The organism is Alistipes intestinihominis, assembly GCF_040095975.1.
Lineage (GTDB): Bacteria > Bacteroidota > Bacteroidia > Bacteroidales > Rikenellaceae > Alistipes > Alistipes senegalensis.
Window position 1 is genome coordinate 51115 of the sequence record NZ_JBBMFL010000010.1, and the last position, 26835, is coordinate 77949.

The window sequence follows — 26835 nt, forward strand, 5'->3', positions numbered from 1 at the left end:
GACGGTTTCCCCGTACCGACTGAATATAGTGCGCCGCCTCAGAAACCGGGCGGTAATAAAAACTAAGAGTCATGAAACAAATCGCCAAGAATCTTTCCTTCGCAGGGATGTTGCTGCTCGCCGGCTTCTTTGCCTCGTGCAAGGACGACGAAGATCCCATTAAGGATTTGACCGTCAGAATTTCCCCCCCCCTCGCGGATGAATATGTAATCGAGCAGGGACAGCATTTAGAAATACCCTTTACGGTAGGTGAGGCGAAAAACGCCGAACTGACCGCCACGGCTTCGGCCGACAAGACCGAATACACGGTCGCAGCGACTCTTTCCGAATCCGATCCCGGATCGGGAGTCATCACGGTAACGGCCCCCGATCTCATCCTTTCTCCCGTTACCGTCACCGTCACCCTCAAAGTTGACGATTCCAAAACACAGCGTTCCGCAACCGGAACGGTCGCCGTATCCTCGAAACTCATCGACGGATTCACCGAAATCACCGCTCCCGCCAACTGCTATGTGGCAGCTCCCGGAGCTCTCGTGAAATTCCCCGCAAATATCGGCAACACGACCGAAAAGGCCGTTTTCCAGACGGCGGATCTCCTGTGGCAGGACGTCGCCGGAATGGTCGAGCAGCTCATCGCCGCTCCCGAAGAGAACTGCGTCTATGCAGTCCTCAAATCCGGTGTGAGCGGCAATGCCGTCGTCGCCGTCAAGAACGCCGACGGAGCCGTCGTGTGGAGCTACCACCTTTGGGTGGCCGATTTCGATCCCGATGCGAACGTCATGACCTGGACCGATTCCGAGAGCGGCACCTCTTATAAGATGATGGACCGCTATGTGGGTGCCGTCAGCAACCAGCCGGGCAGCGACCTTTCCAACGGTCTGTTCTACCAGTGGGGCCGCAAGGACCCGTTCGGCTCCTCGAATTACGAAGGCAAGCTGAAGGCCATGTACGACATGGCCGGCGAAGAGGTGACGCGCACCGTCGAAGCCTGTGCCGCCGAGGACAACATTCCCAATTCGATCGCCAATCCGCTGACCCATTATTCGGGTGTGAGCGGAGGCAATTACAGTTGGCTCACCACCGTGAAGGCAAATATCGCCACCGATGTCATCAAGGACCTCTGGGGTGCCGAGTCGGGTACGCAGACCAAATACGACCCGTGTCCGGCGGGTTGGCGTGTAGCTCCTCAGGCTGCCTGGAAATTCTACAACGATGCTGCTGTGACCAAGGAGATCGTCTTTGCCGCAGGTGTCGAATCTCCGGCGAACAAGGACCAGTTGGGACGTTACATTTCGACCGATGGCACGACGAAGTTCTGGTTCCCGTCTCAGGGTGAGATCGCCCACGGCGGTAGTTACTCGAACGGCATCGGTACGAACTATCCTTGTGGAAGAGCCTGGACTTCGACGGTAGATGCCGCTAATTTCCGTTCGTTCGGAACGACGGTTTCGCCGACCTCGACCAATTATACGGGCGGGTACTCTCAGGGTTACGAACTTCCCGTGCGCTGTGTGAAACTCTGATCGGATTCCAAAAACCTTTTTAACTCAAATACGTATGATTTCAATCAACAAACTCGGCAAGAGCCTGCTTGCCGCATTGCTGCTGACGGGGGCTGCGACCATCGTGTCGTGCGGCTCGGACGATTCGGACGACGGTCCGAAGCTCGGGGAACTGAAAGCGATCTTTTCGTCGGATAATTTCTCGGTCGAGGCCGGCGGGACCGTGTCGCTTCCCTTTACCGTGACCGGAGTCGAAGGCGCCACGCTCGCTCTGAGCGCTTCGGCTTCCAATACGGCTGCCGCGACGAGCGTCACCACCGACGCCAACTATTCGGGGTCGGTCGAGTTTACCGCTCCGGCGATTACCGACGGTGAGACGATCTCCGTGACGCTGACCGTCACCGACAGCAAGAACAACCGCTCGACGACGGCCCAGACCTCGGTGACCGTGGGGGCTTCGGAGAAACTCGCCGTCGCGCTGAGCGCCGACATCAAGTCGATGGCCACCAAACCCGGCGGTTCGTTCGAACTGCCCTTTACGGTGACGGGCATCGGCACGGCCACGATCGCTTCTGACGTGACCCTGACCGCCACGTCGGGTTGGAGCGCCGCGTGCGAATGGGGTTCGGACAAGAGTTCGGGCAAGATCAAGGTGACGGCTCCGGCCGCTCTCACCCCGACGCTCGCGCTGTCGATGACCATCTCCGACAACCACAACCGCACGGCGAAGCTCGAAGCGACGCTGACGATCGTCGAGATCTCGATCGCAGCCAATGCCGCCAACTGCTACATCGTGGCTCCGGGCAGCACGCTGACCATCAAGGCTGTCGAGGGCAATTCGACGACGGAACTCAATTTCAACAACGCCGCGCTCGTATGGCAGGACGCTCTGGGCATGGTGAAGTCCGTTTCGGCGAACAGCACCGAAAAGGTGGTGGTCGTACAGCTCAACCCCGGGATTGCGGGCAACGCCGTCGTGGCCGCCAAGCTCGACGACGTGATCGTTTGGAGCTGGCATGTCTGGGTCGCCGACTACGATCCGATGAGCGATCCGTTCGTCTGGACCGACAAATCGACGGGTACGAGCTATACCTTCATGGACCGGAACCTCGGTGCCCGGAATGCTGAGAAATACAGCGCCGGTGCGCTCGGCCTGCTCTACCAATGGGGCCGCAAGGACCCGTTCGTAAATGCTGACGGCACGGAATCTTCGGTTTACGTGGCCAAATACGACATCGACGGCAACCGGGTGCGCGAGGTCAGCGAGGAGCGTCCGACCTATCCGTCGAGCGACTACGAGAGCACCAACCTTCAGTTGGCTATTCAGAATCCGACCATTTTTTATACGGCACCCAGTTCGTCGTATCCCGTACAGGATTGGCTGACCGACGACGCGCAGCGTCAGGACCATGACCTGTGGGGCGGCGTTTCAGGTTACAAGACCAAGTACGATCCGTGTCCCGAGGGCTGGAAGGTTCCCGTTGCGGGTGCTCCGTGGGGATTCCGTAGTGAATATAGGAAAACAGGCGGTTTGCAAGATGATGGTGCTTATGATGCTACTGCTCCTTGGTACTGCGACTATGTTAATGATAATGGTTTCCGTTACAAGCAGGCCGATTCGGGCAAGGAGTACTGGTTTCCTTTCACTGGTAAAAAAGACGTTGTGACCGGCGTGTTGAACGGGGTCGGCAGTGGTGCCAACTACCATACGGCGACTCGTCAGAACACGTTGGCCATTATGGAGTTGTTCGCGTGGGGCAATCCGGCCAGCGAGACGGGGCTCAACCGTCCTTACGGTTCTTCGGTTCGTTGCATCAAGGAGTGATGACCGCCCCGGAAGCGTAGAAATCGGAGGGGTTGCCGGCCTGTCAGGCGGGCAACCCCTTTTATCAGCAATTCAAACCCGCTTAAAACAGCATGAAATGAAGAGATTTCTGGCAACAGTCATAGCCTGTGCGGCGATCTGCGCCGTGTGGGCCCAGTCCCGTACGGTGCGGGGCACTGTGACCGATGCCGCCGACGGATCGCCCGTGGTGGGCGTCGCCGTCACGGTGGAGAACGGGACCGCGGCTGCGGTCACCGGGCTCAAGGGCGACTATACGATTAAGGCCTCTCAGGGGCAGACGCTCGTCTTCTCGTTCCTGGGCATGACCACCCAGCGGCACAAGGTCGGCGCGGCCGACGTGATCGACGTGAAGATGGCTGCCGACAACAAGGTGCTCGACGAGGTGATCGTCGTGGCTTACGGAACGACCAAGAAGGAGACGTTCACCGGCTCGGCCGAGATCGTCACGGCCGAGAAGCTCAAAGACCGTCCCGTGACCGATGTCACCAAGATGCTCGACGGACAGGTCGCGGGCGTCATGTCCACCTCGGGCGGCGGACAGCCGGGCAGCGGCGCCGAGCTGCGCATCCGCGGCTTCGGGTCGATCAACGCTTCGAACTCCCCGCTGCTGGTGGTTGACGGCGTGCCGTTCGACGGCGACCTGAATTCGATCAACAGCAGCGACATCGAGTCCATGTCGGTGCTCAAGGACGCTTCGGCCGGAGCCTTGTACGGGGCCCGCGGCGCCAACGGCGTGATCCTCATCACGACCAAGCAGAACGCCGGACGGGGCGAATCGCTCAGCGTGAGCCTGAGCGCCAAGGTGGGCGTCAGTTCGCGGGCCATTCCCTCCTACAACACGATGTCGGCCCGCGAATATATGGAGCACATGTACCTGGCGTGCTACAACGATCTGGTCTACACGGAGGGTTATCTTCCGTCCGTGGCAGCGGGGATGACCGCCGACCGGCTGGCGCGCCAGATTCTCGGCACGGACAATATCTATAATGTCTACGACAAGGAGGTCGGGCAGCTTTTCGACCCGAACGGAAAGATCGTGAAGGACGCCCGTCAGAAATACAGTGAGAACTGGCTCGACGAGGCCGAGGCCGAATGCCCGATCCGTCAGGAGTATCAGGTCTCGGTCAACGGCTCGGGCAAGAACAGCCGCTATCTCGCTTCGCTGAGCTATCTCAACGAGGAGGGTACGCTCAAGACCACTGGTTTCGAGCGCTATACGGTGCGCGTCGGCGCGGATTTCTCGCCCAAGAAGTGGCTCGATTTCGGCGCCAACGTCAATTATGCGCACACCGACAGTCAGTTCTTGGGTTCGGAGGGTACGGCCAACAACACCAATGTCTGGTACTCCGCGATGCTGATGGCCCCGATCTACCCGGTCTACAAGAAGAATCCCGATGGCAGCACCGTTTACGAGGAGGGCCGGAAGGTCTTCGACTACGGTTCGTCGCGTCCGGCCGGAGCGCAGAACAACCGCAATTCGGTGGCGACGCTCTTCGACGACGACTATTATACGCTGACCGACAACGTCAGCACCCGCGCCTATGTGGGCTTCAACTGGAAAGGGCTGAAATTCACCTCCAATATCGGCGTGGACAACGTCAACGCCTACGAGACGACCAATTACAATCCCTTTTCGGGCAACGCCGCCGGCACGGGGCGCCTCACCAAGGAGAGCAGCCGCATGATGAGCTATACGTGGAACCAGCTGCTGTCCTACAAGACGCAGATCGGACGGCACAACCTCGATGTCATGGCGGGCCACGAGTTCTACAACTACAACATGCGCTATATCGTCGCCGAGCGCACGGGCTTCCCTTTCGCCGACTACGACGATCTGGGCATGGGTTCGACGCTCGCCGAGGCCAATTCGGCGTCCGACAACTATTCGATCAACTCCTATCTGTGCCGCGTCAACTACGACTTCTCCGACCGCTACTATCTCTCGGCGAGCTTCCGCATGGACGCCTCGTCGCGTTTCAAGAAGGAGAACCGCTGGGGAGCCTTCTGGTCGGTGGGGGCTTCGTGGCGCATCTCGCAGGAGAAATTCCTGAGCGACGTGAGCTGGATCGACAATATCACGCTCAAAGCCAGCTACGGCGTGCAGGGCAACGACAACCTCGGCTCCTACTATGCCTGGCAGTCGCTCTACGACATGAACTATCCGAACGCCAACCAGTCGGGTGCGGTCATCAACTCGATCGAGAACCGGGACGTGACGTGGGAGAAGAACGGCAACCTGAACGTCGGCGTCGAATTCCGCCTGTTCGACCGCCTTACGGGCACCGTCGAGTGGTATAACCGCAAGACCACCGATCTGCTGCTGGAGTACCCGATGGCCATTTCGCTCGGCTTCCCGGGCTATTACGCCAATGTGGGCAGCATCGTCAACCGCGGTTTCGACATCACGCTGGGCGCCGACATCGTCACGACGCGCGACTGGCGCTGGAACGTCACGGTGATGGGCTCCACGCTGAAAAACAAGGTTCTGAAGCTCACCGGCAACGGCGAGGACATCGTCAACGGCGTCTACATCATCCGCGAGGGGCAGGAGATCAACACCTTCTACATGTCCAAGAGCGCGGGCGTCGATCCGACCACCGGCGAGCAGCTCTACTGGGCCTATGAGAAGAACGCCGACGGCAGCATGAAGCCCGGTTCGGAGTACGTGACCAACGACGCCACGGTGGCCGCCAGCTGCAAATACCTGCAAGGCAGCCGTATTCCCGACATCTACGGTTCGATCTCCTCGTCGCTGAAATTCCGCGGCTTCGACCTGGGGCTGTTGTTCACCTATTCGCTCGGCGGCAAGATCTACGACTCGATCTACAACGCCCTGATGGAGCCTTCGTTCGTCGGGCAGACCTACCACCGCAACGCCCTGCGCACGTGGACCGCCCCGGGGCAGCGGACCGACGTGCCGCGCACGACGACCACCGCTTCGACGCAGATCACCGACCGTTACCTGATCGACGCCTCGTATTTCGCCGTGAAGAACATCTCGCTGGGTTACAGCCTGCCGAAGCAGCTGCTGGGCAAGGTCGGCATCGAGTCGCTGCGCATCTACCTCGCGGCCGACAGTCCGTGGATCTTCACCCATCTGAAGGGCATGAACCCGCAGGCCAGCTTCACGGGATCGACCTCCTATTCCTATACGCCCAACCGCACGTTCACGCTGGGCGTGGACTTAAAATTCTAAACCGCGATGAAAAAAATCAACTGCATACTCCTTTGCCTCGCGGCCTGCGCCGGGCTGTCCGGCTGCGGCGACCTGATGGAGACCGCTCCGTCGAACGAGGTGGACAAAAGTTTGATCCTCAAGGATGTCAACGCCGTCAAGGTGGCCATGAACGGGGTCTATTCGACGATGTATAACCGCATCGACTTCGTGACGGCCAACGCCCATCAGTGCTTCGGCAACATGGCCGTGACGCTGTGCGCCGAGGTGATGGGCGACGATATGATCCAGACGGCCCAGGGCCCCGGATGGTTCTGGAAGGACTACAACTACGAGGCCCGTGTGCGCTACACCAGCAAGATCTGGCGCAGCTATTTCACGTGGAAATATTTTTACGAGATCATCAGCAACGTCAACTATATTCTATCGGTCGAGCACACCGCCGCGGGCGACGAGAACGAACTGAAGTGCGTCATGGCGCAGGCTTATGCCGCCCGGGCGTTCGCCTACTTCATGCTGATCCAGTCGTTCCAGCAGACCTACAAGAAACATGAGACGTGGCCCGGGGTGCCGGTGTACACCGAACCCACGACCAGCGCTTCGAAAGGCAAGGGGCGCGGAACGGTGGAGCAGGTCTACACGCAGATCAACGACGACCTGACGGCGGCCCTGACGCGCTTCGAGGAGTGCGGCATCGCGCAGGAGCACATTTCCAACCTCGACTACTACGCCACGAGCCTGCTCAAGGCCCGCGTCGCGCTGGTGCAGAACGACTGGGCGACGGCTGCCGAAGCCGCTGCCGAGGCGATGAAGAAACCGGGGCGTTCGCTGCTCAGCATGACCGACGCCACGGTCGTGAAGGGTACGTTCGACGATGCGACGAAGAACTGGACCACGGGCAAGACGCCGTTCAACTCCGTGGCGTCGAGTTCGGTGCTGTGGGGCGCGGAGATGCTCTCGGAGCAGTCCACCGTCTATGCGTCGTTCTTCTCCAACATGGACGCCTGTACCGATGTCTACTATGCGGCCGAGACGCCCAAGTGCATCAGCAACTGGCTCTATGCCCAGATTCCCGACACCGATGTTCGCAAAGGGTGGTGGAACGGCAATATCGGCATTCCGGCCGAGGATTGGAGCTACGGCGCCAACATCAACTACAACCAGCACAAGTTCCAGTGGGCCGACCAGAAGGCGCACAAGGGCGACTATATCTTCATGCGGCTGGAAGAGGCTTACCTCATCCGCGCCGAGGCGCTGTGCCGCATGGGCGCCGAATACGAGGACGAGGCCCGCAGCACGCTGCTCGAACTGGGCTCGCGCCGCGATACGGAGTACGCCAAGCGCATCGAATCGCTGACGGGCAGCACCCAGACCTTCGCCACGACGGGCGTCGTGAAGACCCTGCTCGACGAGATCATCCTCCAGCGCCGCATCGAGCTTTGGGGCGAGGCCGGGCGCATCTTCGACATCCTGCGTCTGGCGAAAGGGTGGACGCGCTACTGGGAGGTGAACGGCGAGAAGAGCAACCACACCAACTACCTGAGCAAGTACTCCGAGTACCTCAATTTCCCGGCCGACTACCTCGAATGTATCATGATGATCCCGCAGGCCGAGATCGACAACAATCCCAACATCACGGCCGCCGACCAGAATCCCTATGTTCAATCCTAAATGCGTACAAGCGATGAAATCATTCCATATAGTCGCACTGGCCGCCGTCGCGGCGCTTGCCGCGGCGTCCGGATGCAGTGACGACGTGCAGAAAACCACCTATTCGGGCAGCTCGGGCTTCGGGTTCGCGGCTTCGGTGCTCAACGTGGAGGTCGGGTCGGCGAATGCCAACCAGATTCTCGTGCCGATCTACCGCGGCAGCGAGGACGCCCAGATCGCCGAATTGAAATTCGAGTACGACATCTCCAAGGCGGGGGCCTCCGAACCCTATTGGTCCGACGCCGATCCCGCGGGCATCTTCTCGCTGACCACTCAGCGGGTGATCTTCGCCGACGGGGCGAAGGTGGCCTATGCGCAGGTGCGTTTCACGAACCTCGACCTGCTGGGCATCACCACCAAATATAAGATGCGCCTGACGATCAAGGACTCTCTGAGCCCTTCGAAACGCAGTCAGGTGACGATGTCCGTGAGCCGCCAGCTGACGTTCGACTACCTGGGCAAGTGCGATTACCGCGACGCCTGCGTCTTCGACGGCACCTACAAGGCCGACATCTACCGGGCGCAGGAGGCGGAGATCTACCGGGTGATGGACCCCTATACCGAGGGGCTTATCAAGGAGGAGTACGCTGAGAACGGCTGGATGGGAACTCCGGCGCCCTACGTGCAGTTCGCCGTCGATGCCAACGGGCAGATCACCTACGAACCGTTCTGTACGGGTATGATGGTCAATGCGAAATATACGGCCTATGCCTATTATCCGGGCGAGTATATCTGGGGAAAGGATTTCTCGGAGTATAACAAGGAGAATAAGAAGCTGTCCGATAAGGTGTTGCAGCTTTATCCCGTTTACTGTCTGCCCGAATACCAGTACGGATTTCTCAACGACGGAGCTTATCCGCTGACCGTCACATTGCCATAAAAGAGCGCTAAATAAGAGATTTAGGCTATTATTTAAGAAATTTTATTTATATTTGCGAAAACAGGTTTTCGCTTGGATAGGCGGCGCCCGACAGAGCCGGTGAGATCGGCTTTGTCTGTGGCCCGCACTGTCTTTGTCTGAGTTCACAGGTTAAAAACAGGTTAGTTATGAGTGAGAGATTGTACATTTTCGACACCACGCTCCGCGATGGTGAGCAGGTCCCCGGCTGTCAGCTGAACACCACCGAAAAGATCGAGGTCGCCAAACTGCTCGAAAATCTCGGCGTGGACGTGATCGAAGCGGGCTTCCCGATCTCCAGCCCCGGAGATTTCAATTCCGTGCTGGAGATTTCCAAGGCCGTTTCCGAGCCGACGATCTGTGCGCTGACGCGCGCCGTAGAGAAGGACATCGACGTTGCGGCCGACGCCCTGCGCCTTGCCAGGCACAAGCGTATCCATACGGGTATCGGCGTGTCGCCGCAGCACATCTACGACAAACTGCGCTCCACGCCCGAGAAGATTCTCGAACGGGCCGTCGCGGCGGTGAAATATGCTAAACGCTATGTCGAGGACGTGGAGTTCTACGCCGAGGACGCCGGTCGCGCCGATGTCGAGTACCTGGCGCGCGTCGTCGAGGCGGCCATCGCCGCCGGTGCCACCGTGGTCAACATCCCCGACACGACGGGCTACTGCCTTCCGAACGAATACGGCGCGAAGATCAAATACCTCGTCGATCACGTCTCGAACATCGACCGGGCGATCATCTCCACCCATTGCCACAACGACCTCGGCATGGCTACGGCCAATACGCTGAGCGGCGTCCTGAACGGCGCCCGGCAGGCCGAGGTGACGATCAACGGCATCGGCGAGCGCGCCGGCAACACCTCGCTCGAAGAGGTGGTGATGACCCTGCGCTGCCACAAGGATGTCCATATCGACACGAATATCAACTCGCAGCTGATCACCAAGGCTTCGCATCTGGTGTCGAGCCTGATGAACATGCCCGTGCAGCCCAACAAGGCCATCGTGGGCCGCAATGCCTTCGCACACTCGTCGGGCATCCATCAGGACGGGGTGCTGAAACAGCGTCAGACCTACGAGATCATCGACCCGCAGGACATCGGTCTGAACGAGTCGGTCATCGCCCTCACGGCCCGCAGCGGCCGTGCAGCCCTTGTGCACCGGCTCGAACTGCTGGGCTACGATCTCACGCAGGAAGAGCTGGACGCCACCTACGAGAAGTTCCTCGTGCTGGCCGACAAGAAGAAGGAGATTCACGATTACGACCTGATCTATCTCGTGGGCGACATCGACCGCATGAAACAGCAGTCCGTGGCGCTGAAATTCCTGCAAGTGACCACCGGAACGCTGGTTCCGACGGCTACCGTGGTGCTGAAATTCGGCGACCACGAGCGTATGGCCATCGCCACGGGCAACGGTCCGGTCGATGCCGCGGTCTCGGCCATCAAGAAGCTCATCAACGAGAAGGTCGTGTTGTCGGAGTTCCTGATGCAGGCCATCACGCGGGGATCGAACGACGTGGGCCGCGTACACGTGCAGGTCGAGTGCGGCAGCCGCACGGTTCACGGATTCGCTGCACACACCGACACTACGCGGGCTTCGATCGAGGCGTTCCTCGACGCCCTGCGGGCACTCAACGTAACTGAAAAGATCGAGGAGGAAAATTGATATGGGACGAACGCTTTTGGACAAGATTTGGGACGCACACACCGTGCGCGTCGAGGACGGCGGCCGCTGTGTGCTCTACATCGACCGGCAGTATATTCACGAGGTGACTTCGCCCGTGGCCTTCGGGGGCATCGAGCGCCGGGGTTTCGGCGTGGCGCGGCCGTCGCAGATCACTGCCACGGCCGACCATAACATCCCGACCGTCGACCAGCACCTCCCGATCGAGGAGCCCGAGTCGCGGCGGCAGGTCGAGGCCCTGGCCGAGAACTGCGCCCGGCACGGCATCGAGCATTTCGGGGTGGGGCACCCCAAGCAGGGCATCGTGCATATCATCGGCCCCGAGCTGGGCTTCACGCAGCCGGGCATGACAATCGTCTGCGGAGACAGCCACACCTCGACGCACGGAGCGCTGGGCGCCGTGGCGTTCGGCGTGGGCACCTCGGAGGTCGAGATGGTCTTCGCCAGCCAGTGCATTCTCCAGACCAAACCCCGGACCATGCGCATCACCGTCGACGGCGACCTGCGCCCGGGCGTGGAGGCCAAGGATGTCATTCTCTATATCATTTCGCAGATCACCGCTTCGGGCGGCACGGGTTATTTCATCGAATTCGCAGGCAGCACCATCCGGTCGCTTTCGATGGAGGGCCGCATGACGGTCTGCAACATGAGCATCGAGTGCGGTGCCCGCGGCGGCATGATCGCCCCCGACGAAAAGACTTTCGAGTACCTCCGGGGCCGTGAACGGGCTCCGCAGGGGGCCGATTTCGACCGGGCCGTGGCCCGCTGGCGGGAGCTTTACAGCGATGCGGACGCGGTTTTCGACAAGGAGTACCGCTTCGATGCCGCCGACATCGCCCCGATGATTACTTACGGCACCAATCCCGGGATGGGCATGGCCGTCGATGCGTCGATTCCCGCCGATGCCGATCCCAAGGCGTTGGAGTACATGGGTTTCAAAGCCGGCGAGAAACTGCTGGGCAAGCCGGTCGACTACGTTTTCGTCGGCAGCTGCACCAACGGACGTATCGAGGACCTGCGGCGCTTCGCCCGTCTGGTCGAAGGACGCCGCAAGGCCGACAATATCACGGCGTGGATCGTCCCCGGTTCGAAGGGCGTCGAGGCTGCCGCCAAGGCCGAGGGGCTGGATAAGATACTCGCCGCCGCGGGTTTCGAACTCCGGCAGCCGGGCTGTTCGGCATGCCTTGCGATGAACGCCGACAAAATCCCTGCGGGCAAATACAGCGTTTCGACTTCGAACCGCAATTTCGAGGGGCGTCAGGGGCCCGGCGCCCGCACGATGCTCTCGGGCGTGGCCGTAGCGGCCGCCGCTGCGGTGACAGGACGAATCACGGACCCGCGCGAAGTGTTTGATTTGTAAAAACGGAATACGATGTCAATACCCAAATTCGTAACCTTCACCTCGGGGGCGGTGCCCGTCGAGGTGGAAAACATAGATACCGACCAGATTATCCCGGCGCGCTTCCTGAAAGCCACCGAGCGCAAGGGATTCGGCGACAACCTTTTCCGCGACTGGCGTTACGACGCTTCGGGCGCGAAGATCGCGTCGTTCCCGCTGAACGACGCCCGTTACGGGGGGCAGATTCTCGTCGCCGGGCGCAACTTCGGGTGCGGCAGTTCGCGCGAGCACGCCGCCTGGGCCATTGCCGACTACGGTTTCCGGGTCGTGGTGTCGAGCTTCTTCGCCGACATTTTCCGCAACAACGCCCTGAACAACGGGCTGCTGCCGATCCGCGTCAGCGAAGAGTTTCTGAAAGCCGTGTTCGACGAGCTCCGCCGCGACCCCGCGGCGCAGTTCACGGTCGATTTGGACAACCAGACCCTGACCGTCGTGTCGAGCGGCCGCAGCGAGGGTTTCGAGATCGACGCCTACAAGAAACGCTGCCTTCAGAACGGCTACGACGACGTGGACTACCTGCACAGTATCGCCGACCGGATCGCGGCCTTTGAAGCCGCCCGCAAATAGGACCGGGCCGATGGTGCGTTCGGTCGAAATAATGGACACCACGCTGCGCGACGGCGAGCAGACGTCGGGCGTTTCGTTCAACGCCCGCGAAAAGCTCACCATCGCCCGGCTCCTGCTGGAGGAACTGCGCGTGAGCCGCATCGAGATCGCCTCGGCGCGGGTTTCGCAGGGCGAGCAGCAGGCCGTGCGCGCCGTCGCCGAGTGGGCCGCCGCCAAAGGGTATGCCGACCGTGTCGAGGCCCTCGGGTTCATCGACGGCGGGCTGTCGCTCGACTGGCTGGGCGCGGCCGGATGCCGCGTGGTGAACCTGCTGGCCAAAGGCTCCCGCAGGCATTGCGAGGGACAGTTGCGCCGCACGCCCGAACAGCACTTGGCGGATGTCCGCGCCGAGATTCTCGCCGCCGTCGATCGGGACATGCGCGTGAACCTCTACCTCGAAGACTGGTCCAACGGCATGCGCCATTCGCCCGACTACGTGTATGCCATGCTCGACGGACTGGCCGACGCCCCCGTGCAGCGTTTCCTGTGCCCCGACACGCTGGGCGTGCTCGATCCCTACGACACGGAGCGTTTCTGCCGCGATCTGGTGGCGCGCTACCCGCATCTGCGCTTCGATTTCCACGCCCATAACGACTACGACCTGGCCGTGGCCAATACCGCCGCCGCTGTGCGGGCGGGTTTCCACGGGGTTCATGTCACCGTCAACGGGCTGGGCGAACGCGCCGGCAATGCGCCGCTGTCGAGCACCGTGGCGGTGCTCCACGACCGGCTGGGCTGTAAGACCGGCATCGACGAGACGAAGATCAACCGCGTCAGCCGCACGGTCGAGTCGCACACGGGCATCCGCATTCCCGCCAACCGTCCGATCGTGGGCGAAAGCGTCTTTACGCAGTGCGCGGGCATCCATGCCGACGGCGACAACAAGAACAACCTCTATTTCAACGAACTGCTGCCCGAACGCTTCGGCCGCGTCCGCGAATACGCGCTGGGCAAGACCTCGGGCAAGGCCAATATCCTCAAAAACCTCGAAGTGCTGGGCATCGACCTCGACGAGGCCGCGATGCGCAAGGTGACCGAGCGGGTGGTGGAGCTGAGCGACAAGAAGGAGCTGGTGACGGTCGAGGACCTGCCCTATATCGTCGCCGACGTGCTGCGCTACGACCTTGCGGACAATCCGGTGAGGATACTCAATTACAGCCTTTCGCTGGCGCAGGGGCTTCGTCCCGTGGCGACGCTCAAGATCGAGATTCACGACCGTCCCTACGAGCAGACTTCGGCCGGCGACGGTCAGTACGACGCCTTCATGCGGGCCCTGCGGCAGATCTACCGCGAACAGCTCGGCCGCGAGTTCCCGATGCTGCGCGACTACGCCGTGTCGATCCCGCCCGGCGGCCGCACCGACGCTTTCGTGCAGACGATCATCACGTGGGAGATGGACGGCCGCGTGTTCAAGACCCGCGGGCTGGATGCCGACCAGACCGAAGCCGCCATCAAGGCGACGATCAAAATGCTGAATATCATCGAAATAAATTATAACGACAATGGATGTTAACATCGCTCTTTTAGCCGGCGACGGCATCGGTCCCGAGATCGTCGCCGAAGCCGCGAAGGCTCTGGACCGCGTGGCGGAGAAGTTCGGACACAAGATCACCTATACCCCCGCGCTGGTGGGCGCCGCGGCCATCGACGCCACGGGCGACCCCTATCCCGACGAGACGCACGCCGTCTGCCTCGCCGCCGACGCCGTGCTGTTCGGAGCCATCGGCGACCCGAAGTACGACAACGACCCCACGGCCAAGGTGCGCCCCGAGCAGGGGCTCCTGCGGATGCGCAAGTCGCTGGGGCTGTTCGCCAACCTGCGTCCCGTGGCGCTGTTCGACGCGCTGGCCGACCGTTCGCCGCTCCGGGCCGAGGTTGTGCGCGGAACGGATTTCATCTGCGTGCGCGAACTCACGGGCGGCATCTATTTCGGCCGTCCGCAGGGCCGCGACGACGACGGAAAACGCGCCTTCGACACCTGCACCTATACCGTCGGGGAGATCGAACGGGTTCTGCACGTGGCGTTCCGGCTGGCCGCTTCGCGCCGCCGCAAGCTCACGGTCGTGGACAAGGCCAACGTGCTCGAAACCTCGCGTCTGTGGCGTGAGACGGCCCAGCGCATTGCCAAGGAGTACCCCGAGGTGGCGGTGGACTATATGTTCGTGGACAACGCCGCCATGCAGATCATCCGCCAGCCGGCCTGGTTCGATGTCATCGTGACGGAGAACATGTTCGGCGACATCCTCACTGACGAGGCCAGCGTCATCAGCGGTTCGCTGGGCATGCTCTCTTCGGCGAGCGTCGGTGCCGAGGTGGCTCTTTTCGAGCCCATCCACGGCTCCTATCCGCAGGCTGCGGGCAAGAACATCGCCAACCCGATGGCCACGATCCTCTCGGCCGCCATGCTCCTGGAGCACCTGGGGCTCGACGCCGAGGGCAAAGCCGTGCGCCGTGCCGTGGACAAGGCCCTTGCCGACGGCATCGTCACCGAGGATCTTGCGGTCGCCGGCGGACGGGCGTATTCGACCTCCGAGGTGGGGGATTACGTTGCGAAGAACGTATGAACGGTCCTCTGAAATAACGGGTTGTTTGCAGACTGCGTTTCGCAGTCTGCTTTTTTTGTAGTATCTTTGCAATCCTAATCAGAGTGCTGCATTCCGGTCGCATGCGATAAGCCCCTCCCGAGGGCCGTTTAAGAAACGGCTCTTAAAATGTGGAGCGGAGTGTTGGATCCGATGTTTAACATCCGGGGATCGCCCCTAAAGCCCGGCTTTTAGCCGGGGTGGGGCAGACTTGTAAACGAATGTCGGAGGCGGCGACAAGGACGATTGACAGCACAAAAACGATGAACAAATATGGCAGGATCGAACTTCGTAGATTACGTAAAGATATTCGCCCGTTCGGGACACGGCGGCGGCGGCTCGACGCATTTCCGGCGCGAGAAATTCGTGGCTTTCGGCGGCCCTGACGGCGGCGACGGCGGCAAGGGCGGGAGCATCATCCTGCAAGGCGACAAGCAGTACTGGACGCTCATCCACCTCAAATATCAGCGTCACCAGTTCGCCGAAGACGGCGAGCACGGCTCCGGAGCCCGTTCGTCGGGCAAGGATGCCAAGGACATCATCATCCCCGTGCCGCTGGGCACGGTCGCCAACCGCATCTATGAGAACGAGGACGGTACGACCACGACCGAGACGGTGGGGGAGGTGACGGCCGACGGCGAACGCCTCGTGCTGCTCAAAGGCGGCCGGGGAGGTCTGGGCAACTGGCATTTCAAGAGCGCCACGAACCAGACGCCGCGTTACGCCCAGCCGGGCGAAGAGGGCGAGGAGGGCACGTTCATCCTCGAACTGAAGGTGCTGGCCGACGTGGGGCTGGTGGGCTTCCCCAATGCGGGCAAATCGACACTGCTGTCGGTGGTTTCGGCCGCGAAGCCCAAGATCGCCAACTACGCTTTCACGACGCTGGAACCCAACCTGGGCATCGTCGAGGTCCGCGACCACAAATCGTTCGTCATGGCCGACATCCCGGGCATCATCGAGGGCGCCCACGAGGGCCGCGGTCTCGGAACCCGCTTCCTGCGCCATATCGAGCGCAATTCGGTGCTGCTGTTTATGATCCCCGCCGACAGCGACGACATCCGCCGCGACTACGAGGTCCTGCTGGGTGAACTGACGCAGTACAATCCCGAATTGCTGGACAAAGAGCGCCTGCTGGCCGTCACCAAATGCGACATGCTCGACGACGACCTGATCGCCGAGATGCGCGGCCATCTGCCCGAAGGCATTCCGTCGGTCTTCATCTCGTCGGTTTCGGGGCTGAATATCCAGCAGCTGAAAGACATGCTTTGGGAGGCGTTGCAGCGGTAGCGTGCGGTTCCCGGACGCCGGGATCGGGCGTTTGCTACTCAGGATGTGCCGCGTACGGCGTTGCGGTCCTGGAAAAGACGATCTCGCGGTTGGTGACGCGGAGCGTGTATTTTCCCGCGAAATAGTCGATGATTCCGTACAGGGAGCCCGTGCCGGAAGGCAGGGGCTCCTTTGCGTATGCGCACGTCGCGGCGCTCCGCACGGTGAATTCGTTGCCTTCGGCGTCGAGGATCGTCCGCTCGGTGGCGACGGTGCGCCCCGTTTCGGGGTCGGTGTCGCACCAGGGCTTTCCCGCATCGGCGAACCGCACGCCGTTGAACCGGACCCGGGTGTCGATATGCCGGGGCCCGACCTCCCCGAAGGTGAGCGGGGCGGCCCGGTGGCTTTCGCCCTCTTCCGGCAGCGAGATGCGGATATGGCGGGAGAGCTCCTCGCGCGGAATGGCTCCGGCGCCGTAATCCCCGGGTTCGGCGCCCAATTCGATCTTTCCGCCGTAGTTGCAGAGCGTCAGTCCGTTGCACCGCACGGTGGCGATAGCCCCGAACGGATAGTCGTCGGCCAGCGAGGGATGATCGGCGGCGATGGAGATGCCGCCGCTGGCATCCTCGACGACGATCGTCCTGTCGAATTCCCCGAAAAGGTCGTTGGCGGTGATGAATTCCCGGATGGTGACATCCTGCGTGACGGCGACGCTGGCGCGGCCGTCGCAGAGCGATTTCAGGTAGGCGACGGTGTGCTGCGACGCTTCGGGCGTCTCAGCGAATCCGGGTTCCGTGGCTTTGTCGCACCCGGCCAGCAGCAGTAAACTAAGGCCGGCAATCGCTTTCATCGCGCGGTTTGAGGATGTAGCGCCCGTCGCCCGCGGCGTCGTATTGGAGAATCCCCGTGAGCGATACCGTCCCGGCGGGAACGTCGGCATCGGCGAACCGGGCGTAGGGGCGGACGTAGGTGTAGACGGTGTTGTCGTCGCTGTCGGCGAAGCGTTTGTATCCGGACCACGTTGACGCCGAGAGGTCTTCAGGCGTGTAGCGAAGGCCTTCGATGCGGATCAGCGTGCCGCAGAGGGCCGGGGTGAGTTCGGGAATCCGGCGCAGGGCGGGTGCGGGGGTATTCAGGCTCTCGCCGCTGCGGACGAGCACCGCGGCCAGCGCCGGCTGGGAGCCGATGTAATCGGTCGCATAGCCGCTTCCTGCGGCGGGAGGGCGTCCGACCTGCAATACGCCGCGGCTTTCGGCCACGGTCAGCCCCTTCAGCCGCAATGTCACGCGGCATCCGGTCGGAAAGTCGTTGTGCAGATGGTCGATACCCGCCATTACTTCAAGTCCCGCTTCATTGTCCTCGATGCAGAGCGTGCGGTAGAAGTTCTCCGCCCGGTCGCTGGTCGTGACCCTCCCTGCGACCACGATGTCTCCCGTGACTGTGAACGGCGTCCCGGCGTAGAGCGCCCGCAGGGCGGCGATGGTCTCCGTCGCAGGTTCCCCCGATGCGCCGCCGTCCGGCTCTCCGAACCGGGAGTCGTAGCACCCGGCCGTCAGAAGTGCGGCAAAGGCGACGGCGATGCAGCGGAAAGGGAGCATACCGGGTCAGGCTTCGATGCGGGAATCTTTCAGGCCGAGGAAATAGAGGATGCCGTCCAGTCCGATCGTCGAGATCGACTGCCGGGCCGTGGCCTTCACCTTGGGTTTGGCGTGGAAGGCGATGCCCAGACCCGCGAGGTTGAGCATCGGCAGGTCGTTGGCGCCGTCGCCGACAGCCACCGACTGCGCGATGTTGATCTCCTCGAACTGGCACAGCAACCGCAGCAGTTCGGCTTTGCGGCGTCCGTCAACCACCTCGCCGACATAGCGGCCCGTGAGGTGTCCGTTTTCGATCTCCAGCTCGTTGGCATAAACGTAATCGAAGCCGTATTTCTGGCGCAGGTAGTTGCCGAAATAGGTGAATCCGCCGGAGAGGATCGCCGTCTTGTAGCCCACCCGTTTGAGAATGGTCATCATGCGCTCCAACCCCTCGGTGATGGGCAGGTTGCGGGCTATTTCGTCCATGACCGAAACGTCGAGCCCCTTGAGCAGGGCCACGCGCCGCGAGAAACTTTCGCGGAAGTCGATCTCGCCGCGCATGGCGCTGGCCGTGATCGCGCGCACCTCGTCGCCCACGCCGGCCCGTTCGGCCAGTTCGTCGATCACTTCGGTCTCGATCAGCGTCGAATCCATGTCGAAGCAGATCAGACGGCGGCTGCGGCGGTAGATGTCGTCCTTCTGGAACGAAACGTCCAGTCCGATGTCCGAGAGGTTCATGAACCCCGCCTGCATGGTGCTGCGCTCCTCGTCGGAGAGCGACCCGCGCACCGAGAGTTCGATGCACGATTTGGCCGCGCGGTCGTCCTCGCAGAGCGGCATGCGTCCCGTGAGGCGCTTGATGGCGTCGATGTTGAGTCCGTGTTCGGCCACTACTTTCGTCACCTCGGCGATGTGGCGCGCCGTGACGGTGCGGCCCAGCAGCGTGATGATGTAGCGGTTTTTGCCCTGACGGCCCACCCAGTCTTCGTAACGCTCCTCGGTGATGGGCGTGAAGCGGATCATGACGCCCAGCTCCGAGGCTTTGAAGAGCAGCTCCTTCATAATGCTTCCCGACTTGTCGGAAGTGGTCTTTATCAGGATGCCCAGCGTCAGCGACTGGTGGATGTTGGCCTGGCCGATGTCGAGGATGAAGGCGTCGTAGCGCGAGAGAATCTCGGTGAGCGACGAGGTCATGCCCGGCTTGTCCTCGCCCGAAATGTTTATCTGGATGATTTCAACGTTGTTCTGCATCGTGTCGTGTATGGTGTTTTCCGTTGCTTTCTGCAAAAAGCGTAGACAAAGTTAATAAAGTTCTCCTTTTTTTGGCTATTTTTGCGTGACAAACCTAAAATAATGGAATTATGTGGACATTTTTAGCGGCTGAAGACCCTGCGTCGCTGATCGTGCCGGACAGCGTGCAGAAGGCTAATTTTGCGAAAGCGGTCGAGAAGATCGCCAACATCGATTATCACGCCCTGCTGCAATCGCTGCTGTCGGAATCGGTCTGGATACTGATAAAGATCCTCATCGCGCTGGCCATCTATTTCGTCGGGCGGTGGATCGTGCGGCGCATTCTGAAACTCGTGGACGTTGCCATGCAGCACCGCAACGTCGATATTTCGCTGCGGTCGTTCACGCGCAATACGATCAGCACCGTGTTCACGCTCCTGCTGGTGCTGATCGTCGTTTCGACGCTGGGCGTCAACGTCACGTCGCTTATCGCCGTCGCTTCGGCCGCTACGCTGGCCATCGGTATGGCCCTGAGCGGTACGGCGCAGAACTTCGCCGGCGGAGTGATGATCCTGCTGATGAAGCCCTACCGCGTCGGCGACTACATTTCGGCCCAGGGACAGTCGGGTACCGTGCGCGACATCAAACTTTTTTCGACGGTGATCACCACGGCCGACAACCAGACGATCTACATCCCCAACAACTCGATCGCCACGGCCATCATCGACAACTATTCGACGGCCGACCTGCGCCGTGTGGACTGGAGCGTCGGCATCTCCTACGGCGACGACGTGGACGTGGCCCGCAAGGCCGTGCTGGCGATGCTGGCCGCCGATTCCCGCATTCTGAAAGACCCCGAACCGGTGGTGTGGGTCGCCGCGCTGGCCGACAGTTCGGTGAACCTCACGATCCGCGCATGGGTGAAGAACAGCGATTACTGGAACGTCTTTTTCGAGCATAACGAGGAGTTCTACAAGGAGCTGCCCAAGCACGGGCTCAGCTTTCCGTTCCCGCAAATGGACGTTCACGTGAAAAAGGAGTAGACCGATGAAACGGACGTTGTTCGCCGCTGTTGCCGCGCTGTGTCTCGCGGCCTGCAATTCCGATTCCGGGCCGGAGAGGACGACCCCTGCGGAGTTCGGCGAAGTGACGTTTTCTCCGGCCGAGGTCGCGTCCGATACGGAGGTCGCGGTGGAGGCGTTCATTACGAGCGAATACGGATTCCGCCGCGTGGACATCGTCTATTTCTTCGACGACGACGAATCCTACGTGCTGTTCGCGTCGCCGATGCGTTCGTTCGATGCCGAAACCAGGGCGCTGACCTACAAAGGGATCATTCCCGGGCAGAAGGCGGGCCGGAAGGTGACTTTCCGGGTGCGCGCCATCACGGCTTACGACGTGGTCACCTACTCCGATCCCCGGTCGTACACGATTCCCGACGGAGAGGGGGATGAAAAAAACGAACAACCCAATTAACAACAAGAAATAACGCAATCACTATGGAACTGAAAGAGATTCTGGCCATCTCGGGCCAGCCCGGACTTTATAAATACGTGGCGCAGTCGAAGAACGGCGTGATCGTCGAGTCGCTGCTCGACGGCCGGCGCATGAACGCCGCGGCGAATGCCAAGGTGAGCGCCCTGACCGAGATTTCGATGTTCACCGAGGGCGACGACATCGCGCTGGCCGATGTCTTCACCCGGATTTACGCCCACACCGGGGGCAAGGAGGCGATCAGTCACAAGGAGGCTCCCGAGAAGCTGAAAGCTGCATTCGCCGAGGTGCTTCCCGAGTACGACCGCGACCGGGTGCACGTTTCGGACATGAAGAAGTGCTTCGCGTGGTACAACACGCTCGTGCAGGCCGGATTCACGGAGTTCAAGCTCCCCGTTGAAGAGGAGGCGAAATAACCCTGACGCATCGGAATCATGGACAAGAAGACGAAGGTGCTGGCCCTGGTGGCCCACGACAACATGAAGCGCGACCTGGCGGAGTGGGTCGATTGGAACAGCCGCAAACTGAGCCGTCATCACCTGGTGTGCACAGGAACGACTGGCAAGATGGTCGAAAAGACGCTGCGCGATCACAAGGAGGAGCACGAGGACGACGAGCCGAAGCCCGAATTGCGGATCACGCTGCTGAAATCGGGCCCGCTGGGCGGCGACCAGCAGTTGGGATCGCTGATCGCCGACGGCAAGATCAACGCGCTGATCTTCTTCTGGGACCCGATGTCGGCCCAGCCGCACGATGTCGATGTGAAGGCGCTGCTGCGTCTGGCGACGCTCTACAACGTGCCGACGGCCGTCAACCGTTCTTCGGCGGATTTCCTGATCTCTTCGCCGCTGTTCGAGGACGACGAGTACGAACCCGTCGTGAAAGACTACAAAGCCTACGTCGAGCGGGTGCTGAAATAGACGGAGAGGTATCGGTAGAATGAAAACGGGCGTGAATTTCACGCCCGTTTTCGTCGTTTGTCATTTGGGTTGCCCCGGGAAGCTCACGTCCATTGCGGCGCCTTTGTCTCCCTGCTGTTCCATCCATTTTTCCAGTTCCTTCTTCATCTTTTTGATCCGGTTCCGGTATTCGGGTTTGTCGGCCAGGTTGTTCATCTCCCACGGGTCGTTCTCTACGTCGTAGAATTCGAATTCGGGACGGTGCACGAATCTGTCGATCAGCCGTTTGGCCTCGGGGTCCGTATTCTCCGACGATTTCCACGCCTCCCAGACGCCCGTGTTGCTGGGGGGATCTTTCATCAGATGCTTTTCGTGGTACTCCTTTTCGGGCGTCAGGTTCCAGATCAGGGCGTATTTCTCGTCGCGGATGCTGCGGATCGGGTAGGGACGGCCTTCCGGAATGTTGTTGTGGATGCCGTAGGCATACTTGCGGGCTTTCTGCGATTCGCCGAACAGCGCTTTCTTGAAACTGATGCCGTCGAGTTCCTTCCGCGGTTTGCCGCCCGCGATGTCGAGGAACGTGGGCAGCAGGTCTTCGTATTGCACGATGGCGTGGGACAGGCTTCCCGGTTCGATTTTCGAGGGGTAACGGGCCACGAGCGCGCTGTTCACGCCCGGATACCAGCAGGTCCATTTGCCGCCGGGGAACTGCGGCCCCTGCTCGCCGAGGAACATGACGATCGTATTGTCGAGCTTGCCTGTCTCTTCCAGCACTTCGAGCACCGAGCCGACCTCGTTGTCGAGCGCGCGGACTTCGGCCAGATAGTGGGTGAAGATCTCGCGCATTTTGGGATTGTCCACGCAGTTTTCGGGCATCACGAGTTTGTCCTTGTCGAACTCCGTCGGATCGCCCCATGTCCACGGCGCGTGCGGGTGGATGCTGCACACGTAGAGCAGGAACGGATTGTCGTCGCGGGTCACGAATTCGCGGATGCCGTCCACGTTGTAGGGGGCCCTCTTCGCCGTGCAGCCTACGGTGAATCCGGGGACCTTTTCGAATTTGTAGACCGACGGAGTGATCGGGTGGTTCTTGCCGGCGCGGCCTACGCGGTAACCCTCTTCGGGCATGTATTCGTTGACGGTCTTGGTTCCCCCGAAGGTCGCCTTGTGGTTCTGGTAGGAGCCGTGGCGGACGGGGTAGAGACCCGTGTACATCGAGGCGCGGATGGGTACGCTCATGGCGATCGAGGCGTAGTTGTGGGTGAACCGCACCCCTTCGTTGGCCAGTCTGTCGATGTTGGGGGTTACGATGTTCTTTCCTCCGTAGCAGCTCAGTTCGGACGACAGCAGGTCGTCGGCCACGATCACCACGATGTTGGGCCGGTCGCTCTGGGGTTTGCTTTTTTCGGCTGCCATGCCCGTTGCGGGCAGTGCCGCCGCGGAGAGTGCGGAGGCTTTGAGCAGCGTGGAATTCAGATTCAGTTTGTTCATGGCGGTAAAATTAGTGAATTTGTCGTTAACGCGGATCTTTCATCACGTTCATGGCTTCGAGCAGCGTTGCGCCGCTGACCTGCCATCCCAGTTTCGGCTTCTGATAGTCGCCGCCCTTGCGGGCCGCCTGTTCCTGCGTGAGCTTCCAGTCCGGTGAGAACAGACCTTTGGGGTTTCCGGCCTCGTCGCGTCCCAGACCTTCGGTCCAGAGGGTTTCGGCCTGATGGCGGATGAAGTCGTAGAGCAGGATGCGGGCCTTGCGCTTGATGCGGCGGTCGTTCACCAGCTCGACGGCGTAACGGATGAAGATTCCCTTGAAGAAGGAGTTGTCGCCTCCGGCCCCTTCGTCGCGGAGAATGCCGCCTTTGGTGATGCCCGGATGGGTGATGGTGTAGAGGGCGGCTTTCAGGGCGTCGTTGCGGTAGAGCTTCTTGCCGGTGTAGCGGTAGAGCAGGTGGGCGGCCCCGAGGAACGTTCCCTGATCGTAAGTGAGCGAGTAGGCCGTCATTTTGCCCTTCTTCTGCGAGAACGAGCCGTAGACCTGTCCCGTTTCACGGTTGAAAAGTTCGCGGGCTATCCATTCGTAGACCGTTTCGGCATTTTTCAGATAGTCGAAATCGGCGTAGTCGGGATGCGAGTCGGCGCGGTAGCGCGCGGCCGGAGTCCGTCGCTTCACTTCGTGCAGGCGGATGGCCGCAAGACAGCCGGGGGCATTCGAACAGGCGTTCTTCGCCAATCCCTGAGCGGTGTTCTCTTTCCCGTAGCACCAGATGAATCCGCCGTTGCCGCCTACGTCGCGGGCTGCGGGCAGGTCCCAGGCTTTCCATATCTGGGCGTAGAGTTTCTGCGCCTCGCGCAGATAAACGGCTTCGCCGGTGGCCTCGTAGAGCCGGATCAGCGTCAGCGCGTGCCACTCCATGTCATCGACGAACTGGTTTCCGAAGCATGCCGAGATGTCCGCGTATTTCTTCATGCCGTAGCTGGTCCAGAGGATGCCGGTCTGTTTTTTGACTTCGCCCGTGCCGATCGGGTCGCGGTAACCCTTGTCGAAGCACTCTTTGTAGAAAGCTTCGGCTTTGCTGTCGCCTTCGCGCTGCGCCCGGAGGTAGGCGTCGATGAAAACGTCCATGCCGTGAGCCTGCGGCCAGTAGTTGTTCGGGAAGTCCTCGGCGCCTTTCACGCCGTTGGTGAAGTGGTACGGCGGCTGTTTGCCGACGAACCCGTTGTCGGGTACGCGCCAGAAGTTGTCGGCCAGTGTCCCGGTGGCGTAGTCCGCCGCCGCGCTCCACGATACGGAGGCTTTCCGGTCGTCGTTTTTCCGGCTGCTGCGGGCCTGCGCGGAAATTCCGGGGCCGAGCAGCAGCGCCAGGGCGAGGGCTGCGAGTGTATGGTTCATCGTAGGTCGTTATTTGTTGTTCGTATATTTGCCTTCGAGCATTTTGATCCAGTAGCCGCCGACCACCGCGCGGGCCTTGAAAATCACATGGGCCGGCACGTCGGTCTTGTACCAGTCGGACATCGGCACGCGCAGTACGGTTTCGTCCATGAAGTTCCAGAGCGGTTCGATGAACGCTTCGAAGATCTCCCGGTCGTCGGCCAGCGTGGCGCTCCAAACGATCCAGTCGGCCTTGGTCCACTGCCGGCGGCTGTCGAGCGGGAGTCCGTAGCGGTTCTGCTTGCCGAGGTAGTAGGCGATCTCCTTCTGCGTCACCTCCTTGGGGAAGATGTCGAAGCCCAGCAGTTTGTCCCATACGAGGTTGTATTTCTGGCTCCACGTTCCGCTCTTGTCGAAGGTCAGACGGTAGTGGTCGCCGTCGTCGGCCATCTTCACCCATTCCGAGGCCATCTCCCTGGCTTTGGCGGCGTATTTGGCGGCGGTCTCCTCCATGCCGAGCAGCCGCGCGCAGTAGCCGTAGGAGGCTATGCCCATGATGGCCTTGATCGAGAGATTGGCGTTGTGGGCGAAGTGTCCCGCGAAGTCGTCGGTGCAGAGCTGGTTGTCGGGGTCGAGTCCGTTTTCGACGAGGTAGTCGGCCCATCGGGTCAGCTCGGTCCAGTGTTTGCGGGCATATTCGGCATTGCCTTCCGATGCCGCGACGGCGGCGGTCAGCACGAGCATGTTGCCCGATTCCTCGACCGGCATGTCGTGTTTGTAGGTCTGTCCGTTGGCCTGGGGATAGGTGCCCACGTCGTGCGCAGGGAAGGGTTTCTTCCATTTGCCGCTTTCGCTGTAATAGAAGATGTGGTTGAGCAGCGCCTTGCACAGTTCGGGGTTGTAGTAGAGCAGCAGCGGGGCCGAGGGGTAGGTTATGTCCACGGTTCCTATCGAGCCATTGCTGGCATTTTCCTTCGAGAGCAGCATCAGGTCGCCGTTGGGGGCCTCCACGAGCTTGTGGGCGGCGATGGCCTGCCGATAGGCCAGCGCGCAGAGTTCGGCGTATTTCCGGCCTCCCTTGCGGGTCGCCGATTCCATCAGTTCCCGGTCGAATTCCCCACATTTCCGCTTCAGGGCCGTGTAGTCCCGGGCCGCCAGCGCGAACTGGCGTTCGATCGAGCTGTCGCCTTTGCGGTTCCAGTAGGGACGCAGGTCGGTCTTGAAATACTGGATCGAGTAGATGTCGTCGAATCCGGCCATGACCATGCCTTCGGCTTCGACCGAGTGTCCCAGGTTGCGGGCGACCGCGATGTTGGCATTGTCCGCGGAGGCGGTTTTGCCGTCGAGTTTTCCGTTCGCTGCGAAAGCCTTCCGCAGCGTCATGGCGCCGCCCACCGATTGCGTCGTGCCGTTGTCGGCGGCCGAGAGGTAGAAATAGCCCCAGTCGATCTTGATCTGGTCGCCTTTGCGGTGGAGTATTTTTTGCTCCTTGCTTCCCGTGCTGACGAACGTCAGGCCCTCTTTGCGATAGCTTTTGCTTACGCTTTCCTGCTCGGCGTTGTTGACGGCGCAGGCGGGCGACGCCTCGAAATAGATCTGTGCGTCGTGTGCGGCTCCGTCGAGCGAACGGGTCTTATACGAGATGTAGTTCACCGGGCGGGAGATCAGGTCGAGGTCGTCGAGGAACAGAGGCGCCGTGAAGGTCAGCGTCAGCGCCACCGGGCCGCAGACGAATTCGTAGACGGTCTGCATGGCCTGCACGTCGGCCGATCGCTGCACGGCCGGGACCGAGAAATGGCGTTCGCCTCCGAAGTTGGCATCGAAGGCTCCCGTCGGGGCGTCGATGCCCATGAAACGGTAGACCTTGCCATCGACGCGCAGCGCGCCCACCAGCGGGAACGGCTGGCCGGTCCAGTGGGTCGTGTGGCTGTCGTAGAGGTAATCGCCCGCGGACCAGCAGCTGGTGTAGGGGTCGATGGTGATCAGGGGATAGGCCGGAGCGCGCAGTGCGTTCCGTTGCGCGGGCTCCGCGGCCCGTGCGGTCGCAAGAAGCGATGCGGCCGCCAGAATCGTTATGAACAGGTTTTTCTTCATTCG

At 61.1% G+C, this 26835-nt stretch carries 21 protein-coding genes; 15 read left to right on the forward strand and 6 right to left on the reverse strand.

The window, feature by feature from the left end:
- Positions 1 to 71 precede the first annotated feature (71 nt).
- The 11 genes from WMO46_RS09520 (at position 72) to obgE (ending at position 16693) form a co-directional block, all read left to right on the forward strand.
- Entirely contained in the window at positions 72 to 1523 is a 1452-nt protein-coding gene (locus WMO46_RS09520; RefSeq protein ID WP_349094249.1) for a fibrobacter succinogenes major paralogous domain-containing protein, read from the forward strand.
- A gap of 34 nt (positions 1524 to 1557) precedes the next feature.
- The gene (locus WMO46_RS09525; RefSeq protein WP_019150068.1) at positions 1558 to 3327 is read left to right on the forward strand and encodes a hypothetical protein; all 1770 of its coding nucleotides are present in this window, start codon (positions 1558 to 1560) and stop codon (positions 3325 to 3327) included.
- 97 nt (positions 3328 to 3424) lie between these two features.
- Entirely contained in the window at positions 3425 to 6544 is a 3120-nt protein-coding gene (locus WMO46_RS09530) for a SusC/RagA family TonB-linked outer membrane protein (RefSeq protein ID WP_349094250.1), read from the forward strand.
- A gap of 6 nt (positions 6545 to 6550) precedes the next feature.
- Complete coding sequence (locus WMO46_RS09535; RefSeq protein WP_129650121.1) at positions 6551 to 8194, forward strand: RagB/SusD family nutrient uptake outer membrane protein; 1644 nt, start codon at positions 6551 to 6553, stop codon at positions 8192 to 8194.
- 13 nt (positions 8195 to 8207) lie between these two features.
- Positions 8208 to 9113, forward strand: a complete 906-nt coding sequence (locus tag WMO46_RS09540) for a hypothetical protein (protein WP_129650119.1) — start codon at positions 8208 to 8210, stop codon at positions 9111 to 9113.
- Between the two features lie 167 nt (positions 9114 to 9280).
- Positions 9281 to 10801 (forward strand): 2-isopropylmalate synthase, encoded by a 1521-nt coding sequence (locus WMO46_RS09545; protein ID WP_349094252.1) that lies wholly within the window; start codon positions 9281 to 9283, stop codon positions 10799 to 10801.
- 1 nt (position 10802) lies between these two features.
- Complete coding sequence (leuC, locus tag WMO46_RS09550) at positions 10803 to 12179, forward strand: 3-isopropylmalate dehydratase large subunit (protein WP_349094253.1); 1377 nt, start codon at positions 10803 to 10805, stop codon at positions 12177 to 12179.
- Positions 12180 to 12191: 12 nt separating this feature from the next.
- Positions 12192 to 12785: a 3-isopropylmalate dehydratase small subunit gene (gene leuD, locus WMO46_RS09555; protein WP_349094254.1), complete on the forward strand. Its 594-nt coding sequence runs from the start codon at positions 12192 to 12194 to the stop codon at positions 12783 to 12785.
- Positions 12786 to 12795: 10 nt separating this feature from the next.
- On the forward strand, positions 12796 to 14337 hold the full coding sequence (locus tag WMO46_RS09560) for an alpha-isopropylmalate synthase regulatory domain-containing protein (protein WP_019150075.1): 1542 nt from the start codon (positions 12796 to 12798) through the stop codon (positions 14335 to 14337).
- Positions 14327 to 15388, forward strand: coding sequence for a 3-isopropylmalate dehydrogenase (leuB, locus tag WMO46_RS09565; RefSeq protein WP_349094255.1), 1062 nt, complete (start codon positions 14327 to 14329; stop codon positions 15386 to 15388). Before WMO46_RS09560 ends, leuB begins: the two co-directional genes overlap by 11 nt.
- 291 nt (positions 15389 to 15679) lie before the next feature.
- Positions 15680 to 16693 carry a GTPase ObgE gene (gene obgE, locus WMO46_RS09570; RefSeq protein ID WP_019150077.1) on the forward strand — a complete coding sequence of 338 codons (1014 nt, stop codon included), beginning with the start codon at positions 15680 to 15682 and terminating at the stop codon, positions 16691 to 16693.
- 34 nt (positions 16694 to 16727) lie between these two features.
- Here obgE and WMO46_RS09575 read toward each other — a convergent pair whose 3' ends face one another.
- The 3 genes from WMO46_RS09575 to serB are packed head-to-tail and all read right to left on the reverse strand — an operon-like array spanning position 16728 to position 19500.
- Positions 16728 to 17522 carry a DUF5689 domain-containing protein gene (locus tag WMO46_RS09575; RefSeq protein ID WP_349094256.1) on the reverse strand — a complete coding sequence of 265 codons (795 nt, stop codon included), beginning with the start codon at positions 17520 to 17522 and terminating at the stop codon, positions 16728 to 16730.
- Complete coding sequence (locus WMO46_RS09580) at positions 17500 to 18270, reverse strand: DUF5689 domain-containing protein (protein WP_276714492.1); 771 nt, start codon at positions 18268 to 18270, stop codon at positions 17500 to 17502. Before WMO46_RS09580 ends, WMO46_RS09575 begins: the two co-directional genes overlap by 23 nt.
- Positions 18271 to 18276: 6 nt before the next feature.
- Positions 18277 to 19500 carry a phosphoserine phosphatase SerB gene (gene serB, locus WMO46_RS09585; RefSeq protein ID WP_288660844.1) on the reverse strand — a complete coding sequence of 408 codons (1224 nt, stop codon included), beginning with the start codon at positions 19498 to 19500 and terminating at the stop codon, positions 18277 to 18279.
- Between the two features lie 110 nt (positions 19501 to 19610).
- Here serB and WMO46_RS09590 point away from each other — a divergent pair, with 110 nt between their 5' ends.
- From WMO46_RS09590 to WMO46_RS09605, 4 genes are read left to right on the forward strand one after another with little or no spacing between them, the layout of a single operon-like run.
- The gene (locus WMO46_RS09590; protein ID WP_019150081.1) at positions 19611 to 20522 is read left to right on the forward strand and encodes a mechanosensitive ion channel family protein; all 912 of its coding nucleotides are present in this window, start codon (positions 19611 to 19613) and stop codon (positions 20520 to 20522) included.
- Positions 20523 to 20526: 4 nt separating this feature from the next.
- Entirely contained in the window at positions 20527 to 20955 is a 429-nt protein-coding gene (locus tag WMO46_RS09595; RefSeq protein WP_276759732.1) for a lipoprotein, read from the forward strand.
- A gap of 23 nt (positions 20956 to 20978) precedes the next feature.
- Complete coding sequence (locus WMO46_RS09600; protein WP_019150083.1) at positions 20979 to 21389, forward strand: DUF5606 family protein; 411 nt, start codon at positions 20979 to 20981, stop codon at positions 21387 to 21389.
- Between the two features lie 18 nt (positions 21390 to 21407).
- Positions 21408 to 21893, forward strand: a complete 486-nt coding sequence (locus WMO46_RS09605) for a methylglyoxal synthase (RefSeq protein WP_019150084.1) — start codon at positions 21408 to 21410, stop codon at positions 21891 to 21893.
- Between the two features lie 60 nt (positions 21894 to 21953).
- Here the strand turns inward: WMO46_RS09605 and WMO46_RS09610 are convergent, their stop codons facing one another.
- The 3 genes from WMO46_RS09610 to WMO46_RS09620 are packed head-to-tail and all read right to left on the reverse strand — an operon-like array spanning position 21954 to position 26832.
- Positions 21954 to 23363, reverse strand: a complete 1410-nt coding sequence (locus tag WMO46_RS09610; protein WP_349094257.1) for a sulfatase family protein — start codon at positions 23361 to 23363, stop codon at positions 21954 to 21956.
- Between the two features lie 25 nt (positions 23364 to 23388).
- Entirely contained in the window at positions 23389 to 24759 is a 1371-nt protein-coding gene (locus WMO46_RS09615) for a glycoside hydrolase family 76 protein (RefSeq protein WP_349094258.1), read from the reverse strand.
- Between the two features lie 9 nt (positions 24760 to 24768).
- On the reverse strand, positions 24769 to 26832 hold the full coding sequence (locus WMO46_RS09620; RefSeq protein ID WP_349094259.1) for a glutaminase family protein: 2064 nt from the start codon (positions 26830 to 26832) through the stop codon (positions 24769 to 24771).
- Positions 26833 to 26835: the final 3 nt, after the last annotated feature.

What these genes read in the sequence shown, in the direction of transcription:
- WMO46_RS09535 (WP_129650121.1), top strand. Translation starts at nt 6,551, where the DNA reads ATGAAAAAAATCAACTGCATACTCCTTTGCCTCGCGGCCTGCGCCGGG.
- WMO46_RS09605 (WP_019150084.1), top strand. Translation starts at nt 21,408, where the DNA reads ATGGACAAGAAGACGAAGGTGCTGGCCCTGGTGGCCCACGACAACATG.
- WMO46_RS09590 (WP_019150081.1), top strand. Translation starts at nt 19,611, where the DNA reads ATGTGGACATTTTTAGCGGCTGAAGACCCTGCGTCGCTGATCGTGCCG.
- WMO46_RS09620 (WP_349094259.1), bottom strand. Translation starts at nt 26,832, where the DNA reads ATGAAGAAAAACCTGTTCATAACGATTCTGGCGGCCGCATCGCTTCTT.
- leuB (WP_349094255.1), top strand. Translation starts at nt 14,327, where the DNA reads ATGGATGTTAACATCGCTCTTTTAGCCGGCGACGGCATCGGTCCCGAG.
- serB (WP_288660844.1), bottom strand. Translation starts at nt 19,500, where the DNA reads ATGCAGAACAACGTTGAAATCATCCAGATAAACATTTCGGGCGAGGAC.
- WMO46_RS09610 (WP_349094257.1), bottom strand. Translation starts at nt 23,363, where the DNA reads ATGAACAAACTGAATCTGAATTCCACGCTGCTCAAAGCCTCCGCACTC.
- WMO46_RS09600 (WP_019150083.1), top strand. Translation starts at nt 20,979, where the DNA reads ATGGAACTGAAAGAGATTCTGGCCATCTCGGGCCAGCCCGGACTTTAT.
- WMO46_RS09525 (WP_019150068.1), top strand. Translation starts at nt 1,558, where the DNA reads ATGATTTCAATCAACAAACTCGGCAAGAGCCTGCTTGCCGCATTGCTG.
- obgE (WP_019150077.1), top strand. Translation starts at nt 15,680, where the DNA reads ATGGCAGGATCGAACTTCGTAGATTACGTAAAGATATTCGCCCGTTCG.
- WMO46_RS09520 (WP_349094249.1), top strand. Translation starts at nt 72, where the DNA reads ATGAAACAAATCGCCAAGAATCTTTCCTTCGCAGGGATGTTGCTGCTC.
- WMO46_RS09540 (WP_129650119.1), top strand. Translation starts at nt 8,208, where the DNA reads ATGAAATCATTCCATATAGTCGCACTGGCCGCCGTCGCGGCGCTTGCC.
- WMO46_RS09615 (WP_349094258.1), bottom strand. Translation starts at nt 24,759, where the DNA reads ATGAACCATACACTCGCAGCCCTCGCCCTGGCGCTGCTGCTCGGCCCC.
- WMO46_RS09530 (WP_349094250.1), top strand. Translation starts at nt 3,425, where the DNA reads ATGAAGAGATTTCTGGCAACAGTCATAGCCTGTGCGGCGATCTGCGCC.
- WMO46_RS09545 (WP_349094252.1), top strand. Translation starts at nt 9,281, where the DNA reads ATGAGTGAGAGATTGTACATTTTCGACACCACGCTCCGCGATGGTGAG.
- WMO46_RS09595 (WP_276759732.1), top strand. Translation starts at nt 20,527, where the DNA reads ATGAAACGGACGTTGTTCGCCGCTGTTGCCGCGCTGTGTCTCGCGGCC.
- WMO46_RS09575 (WP_349094256.1), bottom strand. Translation starts at nt 17,522, where the DNA reads ATGAAAGCGATTGCCGGCCTTAGTTTACTGCTGCTGGCCGGGTGCGAC.
- leuC (WP_349094253.1), top strand. Translation starts at nt 10,803, where the DNA reads ATGGGACGAACGCTTTTGGACAAGATTTGGGACGCACACACCGTGCGC.
- leuD (WP_349094254.1), top strand. Translation starts at nt 12,192, where the DNA reads ATGTCAATACCCAAATTCGTAACCTTCACCTCGGGGGCGGTGCCCGTC.
- WMO46_RS09560 (WP_019150075.1), top strand. Translation starts at nt 12,796, where the DNA reads ATGGTGCGTTCGGTCGAAATAATGGACACCACGCTGCGCGACGGCGAG.
- WMO46_RS09580 (WP_276714492.1), bottom strand. Translation starts at nt 18,270, where the DNA reads ATGCTCCCTTTCCGCTGCATCGCCGTCGCCTTTGCCGCACTTCTGACG.